This window comes from Cupriavidus sp. L7L, assembly GCF_004353535.1.
GTDB classification, from domain to species: Bacteria; Pseudomonadota; Gammaproteobacteria; order Burkholderiales; family Burkholderiaceae; genus Cupriavidus; species Cupriavidus oxalaticus_A.
This window is the reverse complement of sequence record NZ_SMNY01000017.1, coordinates 223,365-247,728: the sequence shown is the minus strand read 5'-3', so window position 1 is coordinate 247,728 and position 24,364 is coordinate 223,365. Positions and strand designations below refer to the sequence as shown.

Here is a 24,364-nt window from a genome sequence, read left to right as displayed (position 1 = left end):
ATCAATGGCGCCAAAGGCGCGCCACGCGTTCAGTGCGTTGGGGGGCCGCTGACCAGCTGGGTCATCCAGACAATGAACCCATAGCCTGCCACGACGATGACGGAAAGCACCGGCACCATCACGGCGGTCAGGAACAGGAAGCTGCGCAGTTCTTCTTTCTTGCGCTGCGGATCGTGGACTTCCCCGGTTTCCATCATGGCTTGAAGTAATCGGTGAAAGTGGTCAGGCAATGCACCTGATGCGTAACACCATTAAAGGAAGCGCGGTCGAAGGTGTCAAGACTGCACTCGTGCGGCGTTCTGGCGGCTTTTGCAAGATCTGGTGCGATGGCTCACGCAAGCAGCCCGCGCGCCCGCGCCAGCGCGACGGCCTCGGTGCGGCTCTGCGCGCCCAGCTTGGCATGGATGCGGCGCAGATGCGACTTGACCGTCAGTTCCGAGACAAACAGTTTCTGCGCGATAACCCGATTGCGGTATCCGGCCGACAGCATATGCAGGACTTCGAGTTCGCGCGCGGTCAGCGGATCGGCCGATCCAGCCCTGGCCGTGGGCGATTCAACCGCGGGCGGGCTTGCCTGCGTGCCGGCATCACGGCCTTGCTGCAGCCGTGCCAGCAGCCCGGCCACGAACGGCGCCGCCACACCCAGCGCCGCAGCCTGCGGCAGGTGCGTGGCAGCCCAGCCGCATAGCAGCGCGGCCACGCGCTCGCCTTCGTCCAGGAAGCTGCGCACAAAGCCTTCATGGCTCGCCAGCCGCAATGCCTCGGTGACATCCTGCAGTGCCGCATCGCGCTGGCCCAGGCCGTCGAGCGCGGCGGCGCGCAGCAGGCGCAGGCGGATCAGGCGCCAGTAGCGCTGGTGTGCCAGCGCGGTGGCGATGGCAGGTTCGAGCAGGTCGCGAGCGTGGGCGAATTCGCCTTGCGCGATGGCGAGGCGGCAACGCGCCACGCTCGGCCGCTCGATATCGTTGGCGTGGCCGGCGGCGTCGCCGGCTTCCCAGGCGCCGTACAGCTGCGCGGCGCGCACGGCTTGGGCGGCGGCTTCGAGCCGGCCTTCCAGCGTGGCGACGCGCGCGCGCTCCAGCCACGCCGAGCACACCGCGCGCGCGGCACCGGCCTGCTGGCCGAGCTGCTCGAGTTCGGCAAGGCGCTGCAGCCACTGGCCGCGGTCGCCGCGCAACAGCGCCACGCGGGCGCTCAGCACGTGGCAGGCGATCAGTGCGTCGGGCGGGCCATTGCCCTTGCTGTAGGGCAGCGCGCCGGCGAGAAGCCGCTCGGCATGGTCGATGGCATCGTGCTCGTACAGCGCCTGCGCCCAGCAGATGTCGCTGGAAGGCTTGCCGCCGGTGACTTCGCCGGGCGTCGCGCTCCAGCCGCCCCAGCTGCCGCCGGAGGCCGCGCGGAAGCGTGCCAGCGCATTGCCGAGCCGGCCCTGTACCAGATCGATCACGCCTTCCAGGCTGTCGGTGATGCCGCGCATCGGCAGCGGGCGCGGCGCGCGCTGCATGGCGCGCGACAGCACGCTGCGGGCCTCGTCGTAGCGGTGCGTGCAGATCAGCGCATAGGCCAGCGAATTGGCGAGGATGCAGTACTGGAAGCTGTCGTCCGGCGCGAGCCGGTGCAGGTGGGCCGTGGCGGCGTCGCGGCAGGCCCGGACCCGGTCGGCCATGGCCAGCACCACGCAGTGCAGCGTCTGCGCCTCCACGGCCACGCTGGTGTCGGCAACCGCTGCCTGCGCCAGGAAGGGCTCGACCGCGGCCATGGCCTCGCCGTGGCGGCGGTTGAGCAGCAGCGCCCAGGCGCGCGTCAGCGCAAGCGTGGGCAACCGGCCCAGCGCCGCCGGTGCAACCTGGTCGAACCAGCGCAGCAGCAGCCGCACGCGGCCGGTGGCCAGCAGCGCGCCCGATTCGCTGGCGATTGCAGCCAGCGCTTCGTCGTGGCGGCCTGCCTGCAGCAGGTGGTCAACAGCCGGTACCGGGTAGCCGTTGGCCAGGTACCAGCGCGCGGCGGCAAGATGCAGCTGCGGCGCGCGGCCCGGTGCCTGCGCTGCCAGCCGGTGCTGCAGGAAGCTGGCGAAGAGGCGGTGGTAGCGGAACCAGTTGCGCTCGGCGTCGAGCGGGAACAGCAGCAGGTTGGCGCGCTCGAGGTGGTCGAGCATCTGGCGCGCGTCGTCGCGGCCGGTGAGGGCATCGCACAGCGGTGCGCTGAGCTGGCCGAGCACGCTGGTGTCTAGCAGGAAGGCGCGGCAGGCGTCGGACTGCCGCGCGAGGATGTCTTCGGCAAGGAACTCGCCCAGTTCCAGGTGCGTGCCGGAGAACGACGCGACAAAGGCCGCGTGGTCGCTGCGCTGCTGCAGCGACAGCGCCGCGAGGTAGATCGCCGTGGCCCAGCCCTCGGTGCCGCGGTGCAGCGTGGCGATGTCGGGGTCGCGCAGCGGCAGGGCGCAGCGGCCGCGCAGCAGCTCGGAGGTCTCCTGCAGGGAAAAGCGCAGCGCCGCCGGCGCGATCTCCAGCAGCTGGCCGCGCGCGCGCAGGCGCCCCAGGCCCAGTTCCGGCGTGGCCCTGGACCCGGCCACCAGAGTGCCGCACTGTGGCAGAGCCGCGATCAGCTGCTGCAGGAAGTCGAGCGCTGGTGCGCCATGCAGCGTTTCGAGATCGTCCAGCACGATCGCGAACGGCTGTGACGCGCTGCCCACCCGCTCGAGCAGGGCGTGCGCCAGCCGCGGGCCGCTGTCACCTGTCTCGGCCGACGCCCCACGTTTGCCGCGCAATGGCGCCAGGCCCGCTTCCAGGTGCACCAGCAGGCGCTCCAGGTCGTTGTCGCCGGCGTCCAGGCGCAGCCAGGCGACCGCATGGTGCTGCGCCAGGCAATGCGCGGCGTATTGCTGCATCAGCGTGGTCTTGCCGAAGCCGGCGGCGGCGCGCAGCACGATCACGCGTGCCGCGCGCGCTTCGGCCATCTGCGCCACCAGGTGCGGGCGGTGCAACATGGCCGCATGCGCCACCGGCGGGGCGAGCTTGGAGGCAAGGACGGCGGGCCGGGGCCGGACGGCCCCGGCGGTGGCGTGAAGGGCAGGCGGGTGCAAGACGTTCCTGGGGCGCCATGGCGCGGGCGGGGCTTGAGTGCGGCCGATTCTTCCACGTGCCTCAGGGTTGCGTCCTAGTTCGTTTGGACGATTTTGGCGGCCGGTGGGATTTTGCTCCTTTCGATGGACGACACCGCCGCGTGCGGCGCCTAAAGTGGCCCGCACGCGCCGCTGGGCGCGCAGCAGGGAGCCATACCGGCACCTGCCCGGAACGGCACGCAGAGGCCGGCCGGCAGCGTGGCGCAGTACAGGCCGGCACGGGCGCTGCTTGGATGCCACCGGCCCCATGACAGGAAACCAAGGAGACAAGCAATGCAGCAAGGCAGGCGCAGGGTACTGCGGCAACTGGGTCTTGGCGCCGCGGGCGCGGCCCTGGCGGGCACCGGCTGGACGGCACGAGCGCAAGGCGCGGCCTATCCGGCACGCACGGTGCGCATCGTGATGCCGTACGCGGCGGGCGGCACCGGCGACGTGGTCGCGCGCGCCATCGCCGACGGCCTGGCCAAGGCCTGGGGCAAGGCCGTGGTGGTCGACAACCGGCCCGGCGCCGGCGGCATGATCGGTGCCGACATGGTGGCCAAGGCCGAGCCCGACGGCTATACGCTGCTGTTCGCGTTGACCGGGCTGGTGCAGGCGCCCAGCCTCTATACCAAGGCGACATTCAACCCGGTGCGGGACTTTGCGCCGATCTCCGAACTGGCAACGTCGCACCTCGCGCTGGTGGTGCAGCCCGACGTGCCCGCCGCCAGCATCAGGCAGCTGGTCGACTACATTCGCAAGCTCGGCAAGCCGCTGCCGTACGGTTCGTACGGGCTGGGCTCGAGCGGACACCTTTACATGGAGATCTTCGGCCGCAACGCGGGCGTGCCGCTGACCCACGTGCCGTACAAGGGCGAGGGCCCGATGCTCAATGACCTGCTCGGCGGCCAGCTGCCTGCCGCCATGGTGGCCGCGGTGTCGGCGCGCCAGCATGCGCGTACCGGCAAGCTCAAGGTGATCGCCGTTGCCGGGCAGGCACGCTCGCCGCTGCTGCCCGACGTGCCGACGTTCCAGGAGGGCGGCGTGCCGGGATTGGAGCGGCAGGGATGGATCGGCCTGTTCGCGCCAACGGGAACGCCACGCGCCATCGTCGACAAGGTGTCGGTCGACGTCAATCGCGTGCTGACCAACGCCGACCTGCGCACGCGCATGGTTGACCTCGGCATCTTGCTGAAGGGTTCATCGCCGGCGGCGTTCACCGACGTAGTGAAGCAGGAGCAGGCCTATTGGGCCGAGGCGATCCGCGCCTCGGATATCCGGCTCGATTGAACGAAAGCACGGGCGGCCGCGCCGCCCGTGTGCCACGCCTACTGGTAAGTCACTACCATCATGTAGCCGTCCGGCCTGCCGCGCCGCCCGCCGAGCAGGCTGCGGAACACCGGCTCCACGCGCATCGTCGCCGTGGCGACACGCGCGTGCGCGCCGGCGCGCACCGGCGGCATCGGCACCGGTGCCGAGACCGTCCGTCCCGTAGCATCGACGCAGCGCGCGTGCACTTGTGCCGCCGTGGGCGTGAAGCCGCATGACGGATTGACGATGGCCCCGCGAAACGTGATCGTGCCCGTTTGCGCCACCGCGATGCCGGCCAGGGCCAGCGCCAGGACTCCACCCACTATCAGCTGCCCGGTGATGCCGGGAACTGCCCCGCTTCGTTTCATTGATCTCATGTCATCACTCCGCTGTCGGTGTGGTGCGGATGCAAGCCCCGAGCGATGCGGTGCTGCCACTGCGCGAACGGTAGGGGCAGAACATGCGCCACTTGATGATAGTGGCCGCAATAGCGATTTCTTGGGACTTGGAACAATGCTGTGACCATTGCTCCGGCGAGCGGGGCGCAGGGCGCCCTGCAACAGCATCAGCCAGCCTGGCCAGTGCCTTCCCGCAGGATCAGGCGCGAGCGCGCGAAACCGGCGTGCGTGCGCAGCGCCTGCATCAGCTGGTCCGACGGCACGCGGTCGAGATCGGTTACCACATAACCGGTGGTGCCGCGCGTCTGCAGGTGCTGGCCGGTGATGTTGACCCCTTCCTGCGCCAGCAGCGTATTGAGCGCGGCCAGCGCACCCGGCGCGTTGCCATGCACGTTGAGCAGCCGCGCCGGTGCCTGCAGGGGACCTGGATCGACCTCGGGAAAGTTCACCGCGCCGATGGTGCCGCCGGTCGCCAGGAAGTGCGCCAGCTTGGCCGCGACCTCGGCGCCGATATTCTCCTGCGCCTCTTCGGTGCTGCCGCCGACGTGCGGGGTCAGCAGCACGTTGGGCAGGTTCTGCAGTTCGCTGACGAACGGATCGTTGTTGGTCTTGGGCTCTTGCGGGAACACGTCGATGGCGGCGCCGCCCAGGCGCTTTTCGCGCAGCGCCGCGGCCAGCGCGCCAATGTCGACCACGCTGCCGCGCGAGGCATTGATCAGGATCGCGCCAGGCTTGAACGCGGCCAGCACGCTCGCATCGATCATGTTCCTGGTGCGCGGCGTGGCCGGGACATGCAGCGTCACCACCTCGGCCTGCGACACCGCTTCTTCGAGCGAGCCCGCGGCACGCGCCGAGCCGTGCGACAGCCGCGCCAGCACGTCGTAGTAGACCACGCGCATGCCCATCGATTCGGCCAGCACGCCGACCTGCGAGCCGATATTGCCGTAGCCGACGATGGCGATGGTCTTGCCGCGCGCCTCGAAGGCGCCGCTGGCCCCCTTGGCCCACTTGCCGGCATGCGCGAGCGTGTTTTTCTCGGGGATCCGGCGCAGCAGCATCACCGCTTCGGACACGACCAGTTCGGCCACCGAGCGCGTGTTGGAAAAGGGCGCGTTGAATACCGGAATGCCCGCATGCGTGGCGGCCTCCAGGTCGACCTGCGAGGTGCCGATGCAAAAGCAGCCGATCGACAGCAGCCCCGGGGCGCTGCGGATATCGTCGCCGCGCAGGTGCGTGGCCGAGCGGATGCCGACTATGTCATGGCTGGTTAATACTTCTCGCAATTCAGGACCGGCCAGTGCACCGGTCCGGCGTTCGACCTGCAAGCCGGCTTCGGCCAGCCGTGCGGTGGCGCTCTGGTGAATGTTCTCGAGCAGGATCGCAGTGGTCACGTTCGTTTTCCGCGTGGAGGGATGGGTATAGCCTCCATTCTGCGCGCAAAACGGCACGGGACCCCGGGAGTCCCTGCTGCCGGCAATGACACCGGCATGCCTGGGACAACGCGCCCGTGCGTTGCCCCGTGCCGGTTCAGCGCGAGCGGCGCGAGTCGCCGCCGAGCGGGTCGACGATGATCATGGTCTGGCGCAGCACTCCGCCGTCATCGAAGTAAGCGCTGAAATGCGCGCTCTGCAGGCCGTCCTTGTACATCCGCCACGACCACGCCTCGCGCTTCATCAGGGGATAGTACTGGATGGGTTCGCGGGGCAGGCCGAAATGCTCCTGCATGTCTTTCTTGGTCCAGACATTGACCTGGGCACGATAGACCTCCATTTCGGTCAGCATCTGGCGGTAGCTGGTAAGCCTGCCGCCGGCATCGAAATCGGCGGCGTAGACCTCATGGCCGAAGGGCTGGCGCGACCACAGCCAGCGCGTGGTGCCGTCGGCCAGGCGGAAAGTCTCGGTGGGTGGCCCGAAGGTCTGGCGCACGGCACTTTCCGGGCTGCCGATCAACTTCTGTCCGGTCTGTACGGGCTGCAGCGTGGCGCAGCCCCCGAGCGTGCCGGCCAGCCATGCGGCCGCGCACAGGCGGCCGGCGAGCCGAAGTTGCATGCGAAGCTGCATGGCGTTCTCCTGCGGGCGTCATGCCCGCATCCGCCATTCTCTGACCAGTGCGATGCCCGGCGCAACAGGTGCCCGACGTGCCGGGGCGCCGGGCGCCGCCGGGACGATCAGCAGCGGCCCTTCTTGGCCTGGCCCGGCGGACAGAAGGATTCGTTGCCGTACGGGTCGACGCGGCAATTGCCCTTCTTGGCCTGGCCCGGGGGGCAGCCGGGACCCCCGCCGCCATACGTGTCATACGGGGCAACCACGCAGCCGCCGAGCAGGGCGCTACAGGCAACGAGCAATGCCAGGACGGATTTCATCGATTTCTCCTTGTTGTGGGGGATCCGAATGCGCAGCAGGATAGTGCGTCGGCCTGTCGTCAATTGTAAGGAATAGTGAATAGACGAGCCGCGCCCGGCGCCGGGGATGGCGCCCGGATGCGTGCTGGAATATTCGAGCCGCGACGTTACGGCAGGTGCCGGCCGGGCAGCCGGGATGCCGGCGCGCCGGTTGGGCGGGCGGCCGCGGTGCCTTGCCGGCGTGCCGGGCCGGCCTTGGCCTGCCCGGTACCGCGAGGCGCCGTCAGCCGGCGGTCGCCGTCGATGCGCTCCGCCGGCGCGGAAAATGCCCCGATCCTGACGGGCTCGCCCATGCCGCCGGTAACGTGCTGCGCATGGGCGATGCCGGAAGCCGCGGCCAGCAGCGCGGCGGCAACAAGGGGGAGGGCAGGAAGTCGAGGCATGGAAGATTCCGGTCGTCGGTGCCGTACGGCACGTGGCAGACGGATGTGTCGCGGCTTCGTGCGGGCGACGGGAGCATAGCCGAGCTTGCTAGCCGTGGGTGTAATTGATTGTTACTCGGTCGCCACCTAGTTATCATCAGTCATCATATAACATTGAGCAATTCGACGCCTTGGCGGATTCTGGCGGACTCAAGTTTTAAACCGGCGGAATTTGCAACGTTGTAGGCCAATATACGGCACATTGTTCCGACTGAAGTACCAAGTATACCGGGTAATCCCCAGCACAATCTTTGTCGTATCCTCATAGAATGTTGTACGACAACGTATTACGAATGCCAAGGGAGACCCAGATGCGCGAGAACCGGATCCGGAAGATGTGGGCGGCGGGCCAGGCCGTGGTGAATGGCTGGCTGTCCATCCCCAGCGCCTTTGCCGCCGAGACCATGGCCCACCAGGGCTGGGACTCGCTCACGATCGACCTGCAGCATGGCGCGCTTGACTACGCCGATGCACTGGCGCTGCTGACAGCGATCTCGACCACGGACACCGTGCCGGTCGTGCGCGTGCCGTGGAACGAGCCCGGCATCCTGATGAAGGTGCTCGATGCCGGCGCGTATGGCGTGATCTGCCCGATGGTCAATACCCGCGCCGACGCCGAGCGCCTGGTGGCCGCCACGCGCTACCCGCCGCTGGGCGCGCGCAGCTTCGGTCCGATCCGCGGGCTGCTGTACGGCGGCGCCGACTACGCGCAGCACGCCAACGACACCGTGGTGGTGCTGGCGATGATCGAGACCCGGCAAGGGCTGGAGAACCTGGACGAGATCCTGTCGGTCGACGGGCTCGACGGCGTCTATATCGGCCCGTCCGACCTGTCGCTCGCGCTGGGCTGCCGGCCGACCTTCGACGACGTCGACCCGCCCGTGGCACAGGCCATCGAGCACGTGGTTGCCCGAGCCAGGGCGCACGGGCGTCTCGCGGGCGTCCATAACGGCGCGCCGGCGGCCGCGTTGCGCCGCATCGGGCAAGGCTTCGGCTTCGTCACGGTCAGTTCCGATGCGCGGCTGATGGCTGCAGGCGCGCAGCAGGTCATGGCCGAGATGCGCGCCGGACAGCCACGGCAGACCGCGGCCCCGGCGCCCGGCAGCAGCGGCTACTAGGCCCGCCTGGCCACAAACAACACCGAACCGTACCGAACGCAAGGAGAGCAAAACGTGAAACTCGGATTCATTGGCCTTGGCATCATGGGCAGCCCGATGGCGCAGAACCTGATCGCCGGCGGGCATGAAGTCAGGCTGTCGAGCCGCAGCGGTGCGCCGCGGGCGCTGGTCGACCTGGGCGGCATCGCCTGCGCGTCGGGCCGCGAAGTGGCGCAGGGCGCCGACATCATCTTCCTGATGGTGCCCGACACCCCGCATGTGGAAGCGGCACTGTTCGGTGAAGACGGCGTGGCCGCCGGCCTGAGCGAGGGCAAGATCGTGGTCGACATGAGCTCGATCTCGCCGATCGCCACCAAGGGCTTCGCCAGCCGCATCAACGCGCTGGGCTGCCGGTACCTCGATGCGCCGGTGTCCGGCGGCGAGGTCGGCGCGCGCAACGGCACGCTTTCGATCATGGCGGGCGGGCCCGAAGCAACCTTCGCGACCGTGCGGCCCCTGTTCGAGCTGATGGGCAAGAACATCACGCTGGTCGGCGACAACGGCGCCGGCCAGACCGCCAAGGTCGCCAACCAGATCATCGTCGCGCTGAACATCGAGGCCGTGGCCGAGGCGCTGCTGTTCGCCGCCAAGGCCGGCGCCGACCCCGCGCGCGTGCGCCAGGCGCTGATGGGCGGCTTTGCCTCGTCCAAGGTGCTGGAGGTGCATGGCGAGCGCATGATCAAGCGCACCTTCGAGCCCGGCTTCCGCATCGGGCTGCACCAGAAAGACCTGAACCTCGCGCTGTCCAACGCGCGCGAAATGGGCGTGTCGCTGCCCAACACGGCGATCTGCCAGGAGCTGTTCAACGCCTGCGTGAGCCACGGCGGTGCTGGCTGGGACCATTCCGCGCTGGTGCGCGCGCTGGAGCTGCTGGCCAACCACGAAATCGGATCCTGAACATGACTGCAACCACATCGTCCACCCAACCCGCCGACAGCATCGCCTGGATCCGGCTGTCTTCCAGCTACCTGCCGCTGGCCACGCCGATCAGCGACGCCAAGGTGCTGACCGGCCGGCAGAAGCCGATGACCGAGGTGGCGATCCTGTTTGCCGAGATCCGCACCGCCAACGGCCACGAGGGGCTGGGCTTCAGCTACAGCAAGCGCGCGGGCGGCCCCGGCCAATTCGCGCACGCGGCCGAGATCGCGCCGGCGCTGATCGGCGAAGACCCGAGCGATATCGCGCGCCTGTGGGACAAGCTGTGCTGGGCGGGCGCGTCGGTCGGCCGCAGCGGCCTGTCGACGCAGGCCATCGGCGCCTTCGACGTGGCGCTGTGGGACCTCAAGGCCCGCCGCGCCGGCCTGTCGCTGGCCAAGCTGCTGGGTGCGCATCGCGACGCGGTGCGCTGCTACAACACCTCGGGCGGTTTCCTGCATACGCCGCTGGACCAGCTGAAGGTCAATGCCGCGGCGTCGGTCGAGCGCGGCATCGGCGGCATCAAGCTCAAGGTGGGCCAGCCCGACGGCGCGCTCGACATCAAGCGCGTGGCCGCGGTGCGCGAGCACCTGGGCGACGCGGTGCCGATCATGGTCGACGCCAACCAGCAATGGGACCGCCCGACCGCGCAGCGCATGTGCCGCACCTTCGAGTCGTTCAACCTGGTGTGGATCGAAGAGCCGCTCGACGCCTACGACCACGAAGGCCACGCCGCGCTGGCGACGCAGTTCGACACCCCGATCGCCACCGGCGAAATGCTGACCAGCGCCGCCGAGCACTGGGACCTGATCCGCCACCGCGCCGCGGACTACCTGATGCCCGATGCGCCGCGCGTCGGTGGCATCACGCCTTTCCTCAAGGTGGCGGCACTGGCCGAGCATGCGGGGCTGATGCTCGCGCCGCATTTTGCGATGGAACTGCACGTGCACCTTGCCGCCGCGTATCCGCGCGAGCCGTGGGTCGAGCATTTCGACTGGCTCGAGCCACTCTTCAACGAGCGCCTGCAGATCCGCAACGGCCGCATCCAGGTGCCGACCGCGCCGGGATTGGGCCTGAGCCTGAGCGAGCAGGCAAGGGCCTGGACGCGCCAGCAGGCGGAATTCGGCCAGCAGCCGTAACCCCGAACAACCCATATACAAGACACACAGCAAACAGGAGACAACCCATGAAAAAGCTGATCGCATCCCTGCTGCTCGGCGCAGCCATGGCCACCGCGCACGCCGCCTGGCCGGAAAAGCCCGTCACGCTGCTGGTGCCGTTCCCCGCGGGCGGCTCCAGCGACAACGTCGCCCGCATCCTGGGCGCCAAGATGCAGTCGCAGTTCGGCGGCAGCTTCGTGGTCGACAACAAGCCGGGCGCGGCCGGCATGATCGGCGCCGCCATGGTCAAGCGTGCGCCGGCCGACGGCTACACGGTGTTCGTGTCGTCGCTGGGCCCGTTCGTGATCGGGCCGCACCTGACCCGGAACGCCGGCTACGATCCTCTCAAGGACTTCGACTACATCAGCGTGGCGGTGCAGGCGCCCAATGTGCTGGCCGTTCCCGCCAACTCGCCGCACAAGAGCCTGCAGGACGTGATTGCCTACGAGAAGGCCCATCCCAGCAAGATGACCTTCGCCTCTGCCGGCAACGGCACCAGCGACCACCTGACCGCCGAGCTGTTCTGGCAGCAGACCGGCACCGCCGGCCTGCACGTGCCGTACAAGGGCGGCGCGCCCGCGCTGAACGATCTGCTGGGCGGGCAGGTTGATGCCACCTTCATGAACATCAACACCGCGATCCCGCATATCAAGGCGGGCAAGCTGCGCGCGCTGGCCATCACCAGCAGCAAGCGCTCGCCGATCCTGCCTGACGTGCCGACCATGGATGAAGCCGGGGTGAAGGGCGTGACGGTCTACTCGTGGCAGGCCGTGGCGGCGCCGAAGGGGCTGGCGCCGGAGATCAAGGCGAAGCTGCATTCGGCCGTGGTGGCGGCGCTCAACGATCCCGCGGTCAAGCCCAAGCTGCTCGACCTGGGCTTCGAGATCGTCGCCAATACGCCGGAGCAGTTCACGGCGTTCCAGGCGTCGGAGTATGCGCGCTGGAAGAAGGTGATCGAGGTGGGCAAGATCACGGCCGACTGAGCTGAGCTATCCCGGGGCGTGCTCAGCGCCGCGCCAGCCGCTTGAGCGCGCCCGGCTCCAGCAATTCGATCTGCCGGTACTGGCGCCGGATCCAGCCGGCGTCTTCCCATGCCTGCAGGTACTTGGCTACCGTCTGGCGCGAGCGGTTGACCATGTCGCCCAGGTCTTCGGCGCTGATCTGCACGACATGGTCGGTGCGGTCGGCCAGTTCCAGCAGCCGCGCCGCCATGCGCGCATCGACCGGCGCCTGCGCCGCGCTCTCGGCGTGGTCGAAGGCCACGCGCAGCCGCGCGCAGATCTGCTGCACGATCAGGTGCATCCCCTCCGGATGCTGCGCCAGGATCCGGTCGAATGCGCGCCGGTCCAGCACCAGCAACTCGGTATTGCCGACCGCGAAGGCGTCATGCGTGCGCGGCTTGCCGTCGAGCAGCGAGATCTCGCCGAACCAGCGTCCGCGCCCGATCACCGAATACACCGACTCGCGCCCGCCGCTGCTGACGCGGCTCATGCGCACGCGCCCCGACACCACCATGCAGAAGTAAGTCGGCGGATCGCCGCGCGCGAACACCATCTCGCCATCGGCAAAGCGCAGCCGGCGTGCGGCGCCGGCCACGGCGTCGAGCACACGGGGCGGCGCATTGCGCAGCCAGCCGCTGGCCAGCACGCCGCGCGGCAGCGCCCGCACGGGTTCGATGCGCTTCACTTTGCTGGCCACCTGCTTTCTCATTGCCGTTCCGGTTGAGCCGAGATTGTCCAATACTTAACAGACTTTGGCACGGTGCGCCGCGACAATGCCTGCGTCCAGTCACACACCTCACCCCCGGGAGACCATGCAGATGGCGCAGATCCAGCTCGTCGATTCAGTAAGAGACCGCGTTTCCGACGCGGAATGGCAAATGCGCGTCGACCTTGCCGCGGCCTACCGGCTGGTGGCCCACTTCGGCTGGGACGACCTGATCTTCACGCATATCTCGGCGCGCGTGCCCGATGCGCCGGACCAGTTCCTGATCAATCCGTACGGCATGATGTTCGACGAGATCACGGCGTCGAGCCTGGTCAAGGTCGACCACGAGGGCCAGCCCGTGCTGGAGACGCCGTACGACGTCAACCCGGCCGGCTTCATCATCCACAGCGCCGTTCACGAAGCACGCCCCGAGGTCGGCTGCGTGATGCACACGCATACCTCGCACGGCGTCGCCGTCTCGGCGCAGCAGGCGGGCCTGCTGCCGATCTCGCAGCAATCGATGTTCGCGCTGACCGGGCTGGCCTACCACGACTATGAAGGCGTGGCGCTGCGCGAGGACGAGAAGGCGCGGCTGGTGGCCGACCTCGGCCGCTGCAAGCAGATGATCCTGCGCAACCACGGACTGCTGACGTGCGGGCGCACCGTGTCCGATGCCTTCCTGACCATGTACACGCTGGAGTCGGCCTGCCGCATCCAGATCCTGGCGCAGAGCGGCGGCACGCCGCTGACCATGGTGCCCGAAGCCGCCAGCGCCAACATGGGCCAGCAGGCGCGCCAGGCGACCAAGGGCAAGGGCTCTAACCTGGCCTGGCCCGGCTTGCTGCGCCGCCTGGATCGCATCAACCCCGACTATCGCAACTGAGCCGGCAACTGAGCCGCAACTTAGCCACACCTGACCATGGCCATTCTTGTTCACCTGCCGTCGTTCATGGCGGTCCCCATCACGGCCTTGCTGCGCGAGCAAGCGCCGGACATCACCATCTGGAACGGCCGCGAAGCCGCCGTGCCGGAAGAGGTCGAGGCCATCATCGCCTGGGGCCTGAAGCCGGGCGTGCTGCCCGCCTACCCGAAGCTGCGGCTGGTCTGCGCCGCGACCGCCGGCGTCGACAAGCTGCTGGCCGCGCCGGACCTGCCGCAGGACATGCCGGTCACGCGCATCGTCGATCCCGGCCAGCAGACCGGCATCGCCCACTTCGTGCTGGCCATGGCGCTGCGCCATACCCGCGAACTGGGGGTGTATGCCGAGCAGCGGGGCCGCGGCGAATGGAAACGCCATCGCGGGCGCGCGCTGTCGCGCTGCCGCGTGGGCGTGCTTGGGCTGGGCGAGATCGGCAGCGAGGTGGCGCGCATGTTCGCGGCCATCGGCTTCCCGGTGGCGGGCTGGAGCCGCAGCCCCAAGCACCTGCCCGGCGTGGCGGACTTTACCGGCGACGACGGGCTGGACGCCATGCTGGCGCAGACCGATATCCTGGTCTGCACGCTGCCACTGACGCCGCAGACCAACGGCATGCTCGACCGCAAGACGCTGTCGCGGCTGCCGCAGGGCGCTTACTTCATCAACGTGGGGCGCGGCGAGCATGTGGTCGAAGCCGACCTGCTCGCGCTGATCGACGAAGGCCACCTTGCCGGCGCGGCGCTGGATGTGTTCGCCAAGGAGCCGCCGGCGGTCGACGACCCGATCTGGACCCACCCGCGCATCGAGGCGACGCCGCATATCGCCGCCGATCCGTCGTACGAGCTGGTCGCGCAGCAGTGCATCGAAAACCTGCGCCGCGCGCGCGACGGGCGGCCGCTGCTGAACCAGGTCGACCGGCGGGCCGGCTACTGAGCGGAGCGCCCGCGTTGCATTACAGCGGCGCGGGCTGCGGCGCTGCCGGCGCTGCAGGTGCAGCCGCAGCGGCCGCAGCGGCCGGCTTGCTGCCGGCACCGCTGTAGGAGAAGTACTTTGCCTTGGCGTTGCGGGCCCAGTAGGCCACGGTGAAGTGCTTGCCGTCTCGGCCGTACAGCAGTTCCAGGCTGCCATTGGCCGCGGCCCATTCCGCATAGCCGTTCTCCGCCGAGGCTTCGGTCTTGCGCAGCGACGCGTAGCGCGCATCGAGCTTGCCCCGCACGTCTTCCAGCGCCGCACGGTCGAAGGTCATCGTGATCAGTGCCACCGTATCCTGCGCGTCGCAGTTCAGCGTCACGCGTGTCAGGCCGGCGAGGTGGAAGCGCTCCAGGCGCTTGAGCTCAACCGTATCGCCGCCGGCCCATTCGGACTTGCCGGTGCGGGCATGGTTTTCCGCCGGGGCGAGCCGTGCGCATGTCGACTTGCCAAGCTCCAGGCCCAGTGGTGCCGCGGTATTGGAGGCGGCAGCGGTGGTGGTGACGGTAGTCGTGGGGGCGGTGGCCGCTGCCTGCGGGGCGGCATGCGCGGCCAATGCTGCAAACGCGGCCATCAGGGCGGCGCAGTGGGGGAAAGCTTTCTTCATCTTCAGGGTGCTGGACGGATTTGCGTGGCGGGATCGATAGGTCACCGCGGATTCTACGGCTTTCCCGAGCGCGCCTGTAGGCCGGCGGCCTGCAATTAATAGCGCTGTGCGCCCGCCGGCTCGGGCCGCGACAGGCGATGGCGGTGACGGGTATCGATGTGAGGCCCTGGGCAAGCCGCCAGGGTAATCTTCACGCAGCCGCCTACCGCCGCTGCGCCAGCCAGATCCCCGCCCCGATCGCCGCCAGCCCCACCCCGTGATACCAGCGCGGCCAGTCGCCCAGCAGCAGCGTGGACAGCAGCGCCGCGAACACCGGTGTCAGCGTGATGAAAAACACCGGCAGTTGCGCGCCAGCCCGGGCAATGGCGCGGTCCCAGGCGAAGTAGGCGAGCAGCGAAGGAATCGTCGCCACGTAGAGCAGGATCGCGGCGACCTTGCCGTTCCAGGGCAGGGGCTGGTCCTGGGCCATCAGTTCCCATGCCGTCACCGGCGCGCTCGCCAGTACGCCGGCGACGATCTGGGCAAACAGCAGGACCGGCAGCGGTACGTCGGGCCGTTGCTTGCGCAGCAGCCAGGTATAGGCGCTCCAGGCGATGGTGGCGGCCAGCATGTAGAGGTCGCCGGGCACGAGGTCGAGCTGGGCCAACCGTGCCGGCTCGCCGCGCACCAGCACGAAGGACACGCCGACCAGGCACAGCAGCGCGCCCGCCACTTGCAGTGGCTTGACCCGCTCGCGGAAGCACAGGGCGCCAATCACGATCAGGAACAGCGGCGTGGACGCACCGATCAGCGTCACGTTGATCGGCGTCGACGTGGTCAGTGCCAGGTACTGCAGCGCGTTATAGCTGCCGATGGACAGCACGCCCATGGCCATGATGACGCCGGCGTGCCGGCGCAGCGCCGCGCGATGCTCCAGCAAACCGCGCCAGGCGAATGGCGCGAGCAGCAGGCCGGCCAGCACCCAGCGTACGGAATTCAGCGTGATCGGCGGCACCGTGCCCGCTGCAAGGCGGCCGACGATGGCGTTGCCCGCCCAGCTCAGCGGCGGGAAAGTCAGCAGGAACAGGGTGGTCCAGTCGATGCGTCCGGAGCCGGCGCGGCTTGCTTGCATGGCGAAGGCGGTGTTGGCGAATCGCGCATTATCCGCCAACACCGGCATGGTCCGCAGCGGCGGGACCGCAAATCAGGCGTTGGTCTTGCGCCCCACGCTGCGGATCAGCTGCGTGACCCGCGTCATGTACTGGTCGAACGCCTGGTTCGCCTGCGCCTGGCTGTCGATGGGCTTGGCGACGGTGCGACCTTCCGCCTCCAGCTTGCCCAGGATATCCGGCTTGACCAGCGCTTCGCCGATCGCCTTGCGCAGCACCGTGACGCGGTCCGCCGGCGTGCCGGCCTTGACGAAATAGCCGCCGCCGATGGTGTATTCGAAGTCGGGGATCTGCTTGCTTTGCGAAATCAGCGGGACGTGCTTCAGCGCCGGCGGCAGCGCCCTGGAGAAGCTGGTCAGGATCCGCAGCCGGCCCTGCTGCTGCATCGCGTCGAAGCTCGACTGGTAGGGCAGGATGGCGAAGTCGACTTCGCCGCCCGCCAGGCCCTGCAGCGCCGGCGCGCCGCCCTTGTACGGCACGTGCAGCACCGGTGCGCCGAGCCTGGCGGCGAGCGCGTCGCCCATCAGGTGATAGATCGAGTCGATGCCGACGGTCGCATAGGTCAGCGGCTTGGCCTTGCTCTGCTTCGCCAGGTCGAGGAACTTGTCCAGGCTGTCGGCGGCCAGGCCGTTCCTGGCCATCAGCACGATATTGGCATCGCTGATCGGCGCGACCAGCATGAAGTCCTGCGGCTTGTAGCGCGCGGCCGGGTTCAGCAGCGGGGCCAGGAACACTTCATTGATCGAACCGTGGAAGAAGGTGTAGCCATCGGCCGGTGCGGCCAGTACCTTGTTGGCGCCGATCAGGCCGGTGCCGCCGCCGTAGTTCTCGACCACGACCTGCTGTTTGACGCTCTTGCCGATCGATTCGCCGAAGATCCGGGCCGAGGTATCGCTGGCCCCGCCGGCCGGATACGGCACCACCAGCGCCAGCGGCCGGGCGGGAAAGCTTTCAGCGGCAAGCGCGGGTAGTGTGCCCAGTGCCGAGCTGCCGGCGGCACAGCCGGCCAGTTGCAGGAAGCGGCGGCGGTTCAGTGAATGCATGAAGACTCCCGAAAATAGCGATGCTCAAACCAGGTAGCCCTGCGCCAGGTGCGCCCAGAATGCGGCGCCCACGGGCAGGGCCTTGTCATTGAAGTCGTACAGGGGGTTGTGGACCATGCAGCCGCCGTCCTCGCCCAGGCCGTTGCCGAGCCTGATATAGGCGCCGGGCCGCTGTTCCAGCATGTAGGCGAAGTCTTCGCTGCCCATGACCGGCGGGCGCTCGACCACGTTGTCAGCGCCCACCAGCCGGATGGCGGCCTCGCGCGCGTATTCAGTCTGCGCGGCATGGTTGACCAGCACCGGGTACTTGCGTTCGTAGACCACATCGGACTGGAGCTGGTAGCTTTGCGCCTGGGTCGTGACGAATTCGCGGATGCGCGTTTCCACCAGCGTGCGTACCTTGGGATCGAGCGTGCGCACGCCGATCTTGATCGTCGCGCTTTCCGGCACGACGTTGTAGGTGCTGCCGGCCTGGATCGAGCCCACCGTGATGACCGCCGACTTCAGCGCATCGATCTCGCGGCTGACAATCGACTGCAGGCCCAGCACGATGCTGGCCGCGCATTGCATCGGGTCGATGCCGTGGTGCGGCATGGCGCCATGCGCGCCGCGGCCGCGCAGCGTGACCGTGGCGCGGTCGAACGATGCCATCGCCGGGCCGGCGATCACGCCGATCTGGCCGACCGGCATTCCCGGCGAGTTATGCAGCGCGTAGACCTCGTCGCACGGGAAGCGCTCGAACAGGCCATCCTCCAGCATGCGCAGCGCGCCGCCTTCGTTTTCCTCGGCCGGCTGGAAGATCAGGTTCAGCGTGCCGTTGAAATCGACCGACTCGGCCAGGTATTTCGCCGCGCACAGCAGGATCGCCGTATGCCCGTCATGGCCGCACGCGTGCATCTTGCCGGCGATGGTGCTGGCGTAGGCCAGGCCGGTCTGCTCCTGGATCGGCAGTGCGTCCATGTCGGCGCGGATGCCGATGGCCTTGCTGCCGTCGCCCTTGCGCAGGGTGCCGACCACCCCGGTCGTGCCCAGGCCCCGATGCACCGCGTAGCCCCACGCCGCCAGTTGTTCAGCGACCAGGTCGCTGGTGCGTCGCTCCTCGAAGGCGAGTTCGGGATGGGCGTGGATCTGGTGGCGGATCCGGACAAACTCGGGCGCGATGGCCTGGACGGCCTGCCGCAGGCTGGCGGTGGGGGACTGGGTCATGGTTGTCGGCGTACGTGGTCTTTGGCCTATTCTCTCCGCCCTTGGTCGCGGCATCCATGACAATGTTGTGGCAGAAACGTTGTATAAATAGCAACAATCCAAAAACGGCCCGGCATGACCGGGCATGACCACGCAAAGGGGAGCAAAGATGGATGACGTGCTGGACCGCAAGCGGGCGATGTGCCTGCTGCAGATCATTGAAACCGGCACGGTGCGCGGCGCGGCCGAGGTCCTCGAGCTGGACCCCTCGGTGGTAAGCCGCGCCGTGGCCAAGCTGGAGCAGGACACCGGCCTGACGCTGCTGGAGCGGCGCGGGCGCGGCGTGGTCGCCACCGACGCGGGGCGCCTGCTGGCGCTGTTCGCGCGGCGCCAGCAGGATCTGAACGATACCTTCCTGGCCGAGGTCAACAACCTGAAGAACGCCCAGCGCGGCCATGTCGAGCTGGTATTCGGCGAGGGCTTCGTGGACCTCGTGCTGGAGCCGGTGCTGCAAGGCTTCCTGAGCAAGCACCCGGACGTCACCTGCAGCATCCAGGTGGCTGGCACCGACGAAACCGTCCGCCATATCCTGGAAGACCTGGCGCATATCGGCTTCGCCTTCCAGCCGCCCGACGACGTGCGGCTGCGCTCGCACTATTCGCGGCTGTCGCCGATCCGCGTGCATGTGCGCAAGGACCATCCGCTCGCGCGGCGCCGGCGCGCGCTGACGCTGGCGGACCTGGCCGCGCACCAGGGCGCGGCGCTGGCGGAATCGTTCGGCGTGCGCAAGCACGTGCAGGCGGCCGAGCTGGACGAGCACATCACGCTGAAGCCGATGCTGGTGACCAACTCATTCAAGGTGCTTTGGGAGTTTGCCGCGATGGGGCTCGGCTACATCCTGACGCCGCGCTCGGTGCCGCTGAAGGGCGCGCAGTTCAGGCAACTGGTGTCGCTGCCGCTGGCCAACCCGATTTTGAACAATAGCCGCATCCATATCATCACGCGGGCGGGCAGGCATCTTTCGCCGGTGGCCGGCAGCATGCTGCGGCACGTGATGAAGGCGTTCCCGCAGATCTGAAGGGGCAGGGCAGGCATCGTTGCATCGGATGCAACGGATAGCCTGCCCTCTTGTCATGCACTGATGTGCGACGGCGCATGCCGCGCCCTCACGCGTGCGCACCGTCCAGGTAGGGATCGATCGAGCGCGCCGGATCGGCGGACGGACCGGTGCGGTCCAGGCCAGCAAGGGTGCGTGCGCCGTCGCTGTACGGATCGACGATGCGTGCCCCATCGGCAAACGGGCTGCGAGCGTCTTGCACGCCGCGTGCGCCATCGGTGAACGGGCTGCGAGCGTCCTGCACGCTGCGCGCGCCATCGGCAAACGGGCTGCGTGCATCCTGGACGGCGCGTGCGCCTTCGCTGAACGGGTCGCGTGCGCCCGGTGCGGCTTGTGCGCCGGCGGCGGCAGCGGCCAGGGCGATGGCGAAGATGATGCGTTGGGTGAATTGGGTAGCCATGATCGGTTTCCTTTATGTCAGTGGATCTGCCTGGGTTTGCGTATCTGCGCGGCCGGGGCTTTGTCTTTGCCGCCGGCCACGAGAAGCATTAAAGGAGACCGGTGTATCTGCCCTGTAGCGGGTCTAAGGCGATTCTGTCAGGACTCGTATCGACGCTGGCGGCGGATACAAAGCGGTACAAACACGTGCCCGGGATGCCGTTTGCGGGCGGCATTCAGCCGCGTCCACGCCACGCGAGAGTCCGGCGGAAGTGCGCTGCGCGCGGCTTCGAATGGCTGGCAGTCCTGAATTCAGCCGAGAGCAGCGGACCGCCGCGCGCCATCCCGTGATCGGGGGCACAATGGCGTGGCATCAAAACTGAATATGCCACCTTTCCTGCCACTTAAGGACGCCGATCATGCATCACGTAGCGCTCGCCCTGTACCCTGGTTTCCAGGCGATGAACCTGGCAGTGACAACGGTGCTGGAGTTCACCAACCGGACCCTCGGCACGCCGCTGTACCAGGTCCATCTGCTCTCGGAGCAGGGCGGACCGGTGATGTGCTCCGGAGGCTTCGCCGTCAGCACCGAGCCATTCGGCAGGCGCCGCTTCGACACCGTGCTGGTGGTCGGCGACAACGACATCACGCCCACCCCGCCGGCGCTGGTCAGGTTCCTGCAGCGTGCGGCGCGTACCTCGCGGCGCATCGGCGCCACCTGCACCGGTGCCTTCAACCTGGCGGAGGCCGGGCTGCTGGATGGCCGCCGTGCCACCACGCACTGGTACTACGCGGAGCAGCTGCGGCGGCGCTTTCCCAACGTGGGCGTGGAAGAGGACCGGATCTTCATCATCGACGGCCCGGTGTGGACGTCGGCCGGCATGTCGGCCTGCATCGACCTGGCGCTGGCGCTGGTGGAGAAAGACGCCGGCGGCGCGGTCGCGCGCGACGTGGCGAAAAAGCTGGTTGTGTACCACCGCCGTGCCGGCGGGCAATCGCAATTCTCGGCATTGCTCGACCTCGAGCCGCGCTCCGACCGCATCCGTGCCGCGCTGGACTTTGCGCGGCAGAACCTGCAAAGCGAACTCTCAGTGGAGCAGCTGGCGGAGGCGGCGCACCTGAGCCCGCGGCAGTTCGCGCGCGCTTTCCGGGACGAGACCGGCCAGACGCCGGCGAAGGCGGTCGAGCACCTGCGCGTCGAGGCAGCAAGGCTGATGATGGAGAGCGGGCGCCATGCCATCGATGTGGTGGCGCGGGATACCGGATTCGGCGACCGCGAGCGCATGCGGCGGGCCTTCCTGCGGGCCTATGGCCAGCCGCCGCAGGCGATCCGGCGCCTGGCGCGCGGTGTCGAGCCGCAGGCTGCGTAGCGCTCGGGCCAGTCAGGCCGGGCGCGTTGACAACTGCGGCCACGGGTGGCTCTTGAGCCCGCGCCGCATCCGTCACGCCGGTTGAAACGATTTTGTAATAACCGCCTCACGCCATTGCACTGGCCCCTGGCGCGCTGGCGGCGCGTCCCCCACGCCGGCGCAGCATACTGCCCGCGCAACGTGAAATAGTGCTTGCGCAGCTACGGCACGCTTGTTGCTGGACAAGGGCAGGTGAGCCATCCGGCCCGTCACCTCGTCCACGTCCCTACGGACATCACCAAGGAGCCGCCATGAATATCGTCTGGCTAGTTGGCGCGGTTGTCATCATCCTCGCGGTGCTCAGCTTCTTCGGCCTGCGCTGATCCAGAGCTGGCAATCGCATGGCGCTGCCAGCGGTTCGTCACCGCGTGCGCAGCGCCGGCGTCTTCATTTCTTTTCCTTCCCTTTTTTCAAAAGGGCGCGTACCGGGCGCGCCCCCTTACAGTTCCGGCGTCCCCAGCGCCCGGCTGATGCGCAGTGCCGCCAGCGTGCTGATCACGCCAGACAGCAGGTACAGGCTGACCGCCACCAGCCCGAACAGCGACGACAGCCCCAGCGCCACCAGCGGCGCAAACGCCGCGCCGAACAACCAGCCGAAATCCGTGGTCAGAGCGGCCCCCGTGTAGCGGAAGCGGGGTTCGAAGTTGGAAGTCACCACGCCCGCCGCCTGCCCGTACGACAGCCCCAGCAGGCCGAATCCGACCAGGATGAAAATATTCTGGCCAGTGGCGCCGCCACCCAGCAGCCACGGCGTGACCAGGCTGAAAACACCGATCAGCACCGCCATCGTCGCCAGCGTCGTGCGGCGGCCGATGCGGTCCGCCAGCCAGCCCGAGATCAGCGTGCCGATAAACGCGATAAAGCCGCCCGCGATCTGCACCGCCAGCACCGCGGAAATCGTCTGCTCCTGGTGCAGCACCGCCCACGACAGCGGGAACACCGTGACCAGGTGGAACAGCGCATAGCTGGCCAGCGCCGCGAACGCGCCCAGGAAGATGTTGAAGCCCTGGGCATTGACCATCTGTAGCGTGCTGATCGGCTCCAGTTCGTCTTCTTCCAGCAAACGCGTGTATTCGTGCGTGACCACCAGCCGCAGCCGCGCGAACAGCGCCACCACATTGATGGCGAAGGCCACGTAGAACGGATAGCGCCAGCCCCATTCGATAAACTCCTGCGGGGTCAGGCTGGTATGCAGGAACAGGAACAGCGCGCCGGCGATGATAAAGCCGGAGGGCGCGCCAAGCTGGCCCACCATTGCATACCAGCCGCGCTTGTCTTCCGGCGCGTTCAGCGCCAGCAGCGACGGCAGGCCGTCCCATGAACCGCCGAAGGCGATGCCCTGCAGGAAGCGGAACAGTGCCAGCAGGTAGATCGACGCGGCTCCGATCGATGCGTACGACGGCAGGAACGCAATGCCCACCGTGGCGGTGCCAAGCAGGAACAGCGATGCGGTCAGCTTGATGCCGCGCCCCCAGCGCCGCTGGATGCGCATGAACAGGGCGGTGCCGAACGGCCGCCCGATGAACGCGAAGGAAAAGATCGTGAAGCTGTACAGCAGCCCGGCCAGCTCGCTCGCGAACGGAAAGTAGACCGCCGGGAAGACAAGCACGGAAGCAATGCCATACACGAAGAAATCGAAGTACTCCGACGCCCGCCCGATCACCACGCCAGTGGCGATTTCGGCAGGTGCCACATCATGGTGGCCGGGGGCCGGAGGTGCAGTCGGCGACGCTCGGTGCTGGTGGGTCAGGCTGGCCATCGTCAGTCTCCTCTCGACAGGAGTGCTTCGATACTGCACTTAAACTCGCACAGTCACAAGAATAGCGCCTAAACTGCCATAGAAAATCGAAAGGTGGATTCATCGGTGCATGCCGATATTCCTCAGACGCCACTTCTGTGACTATGGGCCACTTCGACACTGCAGTCCCGCATTCCCGTGTACCGAGAAGACTACTGCAAGGATGTGGCGCGGTAGTCATCATGGCGTGCTTGTCCGGCTGTCATGCAGTGCTGCTTTCGCCATCCGGCGACATGGCCGTGCGACAGCGCGACCTGATCATCATCGCCACCGGTCTGATGCTGCTGATCATCGTGCCGGTGATCATCCTCACGCTGGCATTCGCGTGGCGCTACCGTGAAAGCGCGACCGACGCGCCCTACAACCCGGACTGGGACCATTCCACGGTATTGGAACTGGCGATCTGGGCCGCGCCGCTGCTGATCATCATCGCGCTCGGCGCGGTGACCTGGGTCAGCACCCACCAGCTCGATCCCTACCGACCGCTCACGCGCATCGACGCCAGCCGGCCCGTGACCGCAGACGTCAAGCCGCTGCCGGTGCAGGTGGTGGCGATGGACTGGAAATGGCTGTTCCTGTATCCGGAGCAGGGCATCGCCACGGTCAACGAGGTCGCGGCGCCGGTGGACCGGCCCATTGCCTTCCACATCACCGCCACCTCGGTGATGAATGCATTCTTCGTGCCGTCGCTGGCCGGCATGGTCTACGCCATGCCCGGCATGGAAACCAAGCTGCACGCCGTGATCAACAAGCCCGGCGAATACGAGGGCATGTCGGCCAACTACAGCGGCGAGGGTTTCACCAACATGCGCTTCAAGTTCCACGGGCTGTCGAACGAAGACTTCGACCGCTGGATCCAGCAGGTCAAGTCCTCGGGCCAGGGCTTGTCGACGGATGCCTACCTGCAGCTCGCGCAGCCCAGCGAGCGTGTGCCGGTGCAGCGCTACGCCAGCGTGGCGCCCGGCCTCTATGACCTGATCCTGAACCGCTGCGTGGGCGGCGGCCGGTGCTTGGCCGACACCATGGCACTCGACCGCAGCCGCGGCAAGTTCGACCCGTCACGCGAGATCTGCACCGCGAGCAACACCCAGGCGGTTGCGCCTGCGTTCGCGGACGGCACTGCACGCAACGAGGGCCGGCTGCTGCTGCAGTAAGGCGCGGATCCCCTTTTCTCCCAGCGGTACTGGCCAGCTACCATCGGCCACGGTTGGTTACTTCAGGC

Annotated in this window: 24 protein-coding genes; 10 read left to right on the top strand and 14 right to left on the bottom strand. The window is 68.0% G+C overall.

Features of this window, described 5'->3' with window-relative positions:
* Window positions 1–29: 29 nt before the first annotated feature.
* The gene (gene napE, locus E1J61_RS17720) at window positions 30–194 is read right to left on the bottom strand and encodes a periplasmic nitrate reductase, NapE protein (protein ID WP_029044694.1); all 165 of its coding nucleotides are present in this window, start codon (window positions 192–194) and stop codon (window positions 30–32) included.
* Between the two features lie 137 nt (window positions 195–331).
* A complete protein-coding gene (locus tag E1J61_RS38745) occupies window positions 332–2,986 on the bottom strand; it encodes a LuxR C-terminal-related transcriptional regulator (protein ID WP_305791058.1) in 2,655 nt (884 codons plus the stop codon).
* 408 nt (window positions 2,987–3,394) lie between these two features.
* Here E1J61_RS38745 and E1J61_RS17710 point away from each other — a divergent pair, with 408 nt between their 5' ends.
* Window positions 3,395–4,390: a tripartite tricarboxylate transporter substrate binding protein gene (locus E1J61_RS17710; RefSeq protein WP_133095337.1), complete on the top strand. Its 996-nt coding sequence runs from the start codon at window positions 3,395–3,397 to the stop codon at window positions 4,388–4,390.
* A gap of 38 nt (window positions 4,391–4,428) precedes the next feature.
* Here the strand turns inward: E1J61_RS17710 and E1J61_RS17705 are convergent, their stop codons facing one another.
* The 5 genes from E1J61_RS17705 to E1J61_RS17685 form a co-directional block, all read right to left on the bottom strand.
* The gene (locus E1J61_RS17705) at window positions 4,429–4,788 is read right to left on the bottom strand and encodes a hypothetical protein (protein ID WP_133095336.1); all 360 of its coding nucleotides are present in this window, start codon (window positions 4,786–4,788) and stop codon (window positions 4,429–4,431) included.
* Window positions 4,789–4,976: 188 nt separating this feature from the next.
* The gene (gene serA / locus E1J61_RS17700) at window positions 4,977–6,200 is read right to left on the bottom strand and encodes a phosphoglycerate dehydrogenase (RefSeq protein ID WP_133095335.1); all 1,224 of its coding nucleotides are present in this window, start codon (window positions 6,198–6,200) and stop codon (window positions 4,977–4,979) included.
* Between the two features lie 136 nt (window positions 6,201–6,336).
* Window positions 6,337–6,858: a hypothetical protein gene (locus E1J61_RS17695; protein WP_133095404.1), complete on the bottom strand. Its 522-nt coding sequence runs from the start codon at window positions 6,856–6,858 to the stop codon at window positions 6,337–6,339.
* A 119-nt stretch (window positions 6,859–6,977) separates the two neighbouring features.
* A complete protein-coding gene (locus tag E1J61_RS17690) occupies window positions 6,978–7,172 on the bottom strand; it encodes a hypothetical protein (protein ID WP_133095334.1) in 195 nt (64 codons plus the stop codon).
* A 146-nt stretch (window positions 7,173–7,318) separates the two neighbouring features.
* Entirely contained in the window at window positions 7,319–7,594 is a 276-nt protein-coding gene (locus E1J61_RS17685; RefSeq protein WP_133095333.1) for a hypothetical protein, read from the bottom strand.
* Window positions 7,595–7,944: 350 nt separating this feature from the next.
* Here E1J61_RS17685 and E1J61_RS17680 point away from each other — a divergent pair, with 350 nt between their 5' ends.
* The 4 genes from E1J61_RS17680 to E1J61_RS17665 are packed head-to-tail and all read left to right on the top strand — an operon-like array spanning window position 7,945 to window position 11,848.
* On the top strand, window positions 7,945–8,751 hold the full coding sequence (locus tag E1J61_RS17680; protein WP_133095332.1) for an HpcH/HpaI aldolase/citrate lyase family protein: 807 nt from the start codon (window positions 7,945–7,947) through the stop codon (window positions 8,749–8,751).
* A gap of 54 nt (window positions 8,752–8,805) precedes the next feature.
* The gene (gene glxR, locus E1J61_RS17675) at window positions 8,806–9,687 is read left to right on the top strand and encodes a 2-hydroxy-3-oxopropionate reductase (RefSeq protein ID WP_133095331.1); all 882 of its coding nucleotides are present in this window, start codon (window positions 8,806–8,808) and stop codon (window positions 9,685–9,687) included.
* Window positions 9,688–9,689: 2 nt separating this feature from the next.
* On the top strand, window positions 9,690–10,844 hold the full coding sequence (locus E1J61_RS17670; protein WP_133095330.1) for a mandelate racemase/muconate lactonizing enzyme family protein: 1,155 nt from the start codon (window positions 9,690–9,692) through the stop codon (window positions 10,842–10,844).
* A 47-nt stretch (window positions 10,845–10,891) separates the two neighbouring features.
* A complete protein-coding gene (locus E1J61_RS17665; protein ID WP_133095329.1) occupies window positions 10,892–11,848 on the top strand; it encodes a tripartite tricarboxylate transporter substrate binding protein in 957 nt (318 codons plus the stop codon).
* A 22-nt stretch (window positions 11,849–11,870) separates the two neighbouring features.
* On the opposite strand, the gene E1J61_RS17660 is transcribed toward E1J61_RS17665, so the two are convergent.
* Window positions 11,871–12,575 carry a Crp/Fnr family transcriptional regulator gene (locus tag E1J61_RS17660; protein WP_133095328.1) on the bottom strand — a complete coding sequence of 235 codons (705 nt, stop codon included), beginning with the start codon at window positions 12,573–12,575 and terminating at the stop codon, window positions 11,871–11,873.
* Window positions 12,576–12,684: 109 nt separating this feature from the next.
* On the opposite strand from E1J61_RS17660, the gene E1J61_RS17655 reads away from it, so the two are divergent.
* The gene (locus tag E1J61_RS17655) at window positions 12,685–13,455 is read left to right on the top strand and encodes a class II aldolase/adducin family protein (protein ID WP_133095327.1); all 771 of its coding nucleotides are present in this window, start codon (window positions 12,685–12,687) and stop codon (window positions 13,453–13,455) included.
* A 36-nt stretch (window positions 13,456–13,491) separates the two neighbouring features.
* Window positions 13,492–14,421: a glyoxylate/hydroxypyruvate reductase A gene (locus tag E1J61_RS17650; protein WP_133095326.1), complete on the top strand. Its 930-nt coding sequence runs from the start codon at window positions 13,492–13,494 to the stop codon at window positions 14,419–14,421.
* A 19-nt stretch (window positions 14,422–14,440) separates the two neighbouring features.
* On the opposite strand, the gene E1J61_RS17645 is transcribed toward E1J61_RS17650, so the two are convergent.
* The 4 genes from E1J61_RS17645 to E1J61_RS17630 form a co-directional block, all read right to left on the bottom strand.
* Window positions 14,441–15,064 carry a hypothetical protein gene (locus E1J61_RS17645; protein WP_133095325.1) on the bottom strand — a complete coding sequence of 208 codons (624 nt, stop codon included), beginning with the start codon at window positions 15,062–15,064 and terminating at the stop codon, window positions 14,441–14,443.
* A 202-nt stretch (window positions 15,065–15,266) separates the two neighbouring features.
* Entirely contained in the window at window positions 15,267–16,175 is a 909-nt protein-coding gene (locus tag E1J61_RS17640) for a DMT family transporter (RefSeq protein WP_133095324.1), read from the bottom strand.
* 72 nt (window positions 16,176–16,247) lie between these two features.
* Window positions 16,248–17,255 carry a tripartite tricarboxylate transporter substrate binding protein gene (locus E1J61_RS17635; RefSeq protein ID WP_133095323.1) on the bottom strand — a complete coding sequence of 336 codons (1,008 nt, stop codon included), beginning with the start codon at window positions 17,253–17,255 and terminating at the stop codon, window positions 16,248–16,250.
* A 24-nt stretch (window positions 17,256–17,279) separates the two neighbouring features.
* Window positions 17,280–18,461 (bottom strand): M20 aminoacylase family protein, encoded by a 1,182-nt coding sequence (locus E1J61_RS17630; protein ID WP_133095322.1) that lies wholly within the window; start codon window positions 18,459–18,461, stop codon window positions 17,280–17,282.
* Between the two features lie 148 nt (window positions 18,462–18,609).
* On the opposite strand from E1J61_RS17630, the gene E1J61_RS17625 reads away from it, so the two are divergent.
* Window positions 18,610–19,518 (top strand): LysR family transcriptional regulator, encoded by a 909-nt coding sequence (locus E1J61_RS17625; protein ID WP_133095403.1) that lies wholly within the window; start codon window positions 18,610–18,612, stop codon window positions 19,516–19,518.
* Window positions 19,519–19,606: 88 nt separating this feature from the next.
* Here E1J61_RS17625 and E1J61_RS17620 read toward each other — a convergent pair whose 3' ends face one another.
* Window positions 19,607–19,957 carry a hydroxyquinol 1,2-dioxygenase gene (locus E1J61_RS17620; protein WP_133095321.1) on the bottom strand — a complete coding sequence of 117 codons (351 nt, stop codon included), beginning with the start codon at window positions 19,955–19,957 and terminating at the stop codon, window positions 19,607–19,609.
* A gap of 397 nt (window positions 19,958–20,354) precedes the next feature.
* On the opposite strand from E1J61_RS17620, the gene E1J61_RS17615 reads away from it, so the two are divergent.
* A complete protein-coding gene (locus E1J61_RS17615) occupies window positions 20,355–21,305 on the top strand; it encodes a GlxA family transcriptional regulator (RefSeq protein WP_133095320.1) in 951 nt (316 codons plus the stop codon).
* Between the two features lie 478 nt (window positions 21,306–21,783).
* Here the strand turns inward: E1J61_RS17615 and E1J61_RS17610 are convergent, their stop codons facing one another.
* On the bottom strand, window positions 21,784–23,103 hold the full coding sequence (locus E1J61_RS17610; RefSeq protein WP_133095319.1) for an MFS transporter: 1,320 nt from the start codon (window positions 23,101–23,103) through the stop codon (window positions 21,784–21,786).
* Window positions 23,104–23,324: 221 nt separating this feature from the next.
* Here E1J61_RS17610 and cyoA point away from each other — a divergent pair, with 221 nt between their 5' ends.
* Window positions 23,325–24,296, top strand: a complete 972-nt coding sequence (cyoA, locus tag E1J61_RS17605; RefSeq protein ID WP_243736906.1) for a ubiquinol oxidase subunit II — start codon at window positions 23,325–23,327, stop codon at window positions 24,294–24,296.
* Window positions 24,297–24,364 lie beyond the last annotated feature (68 nt).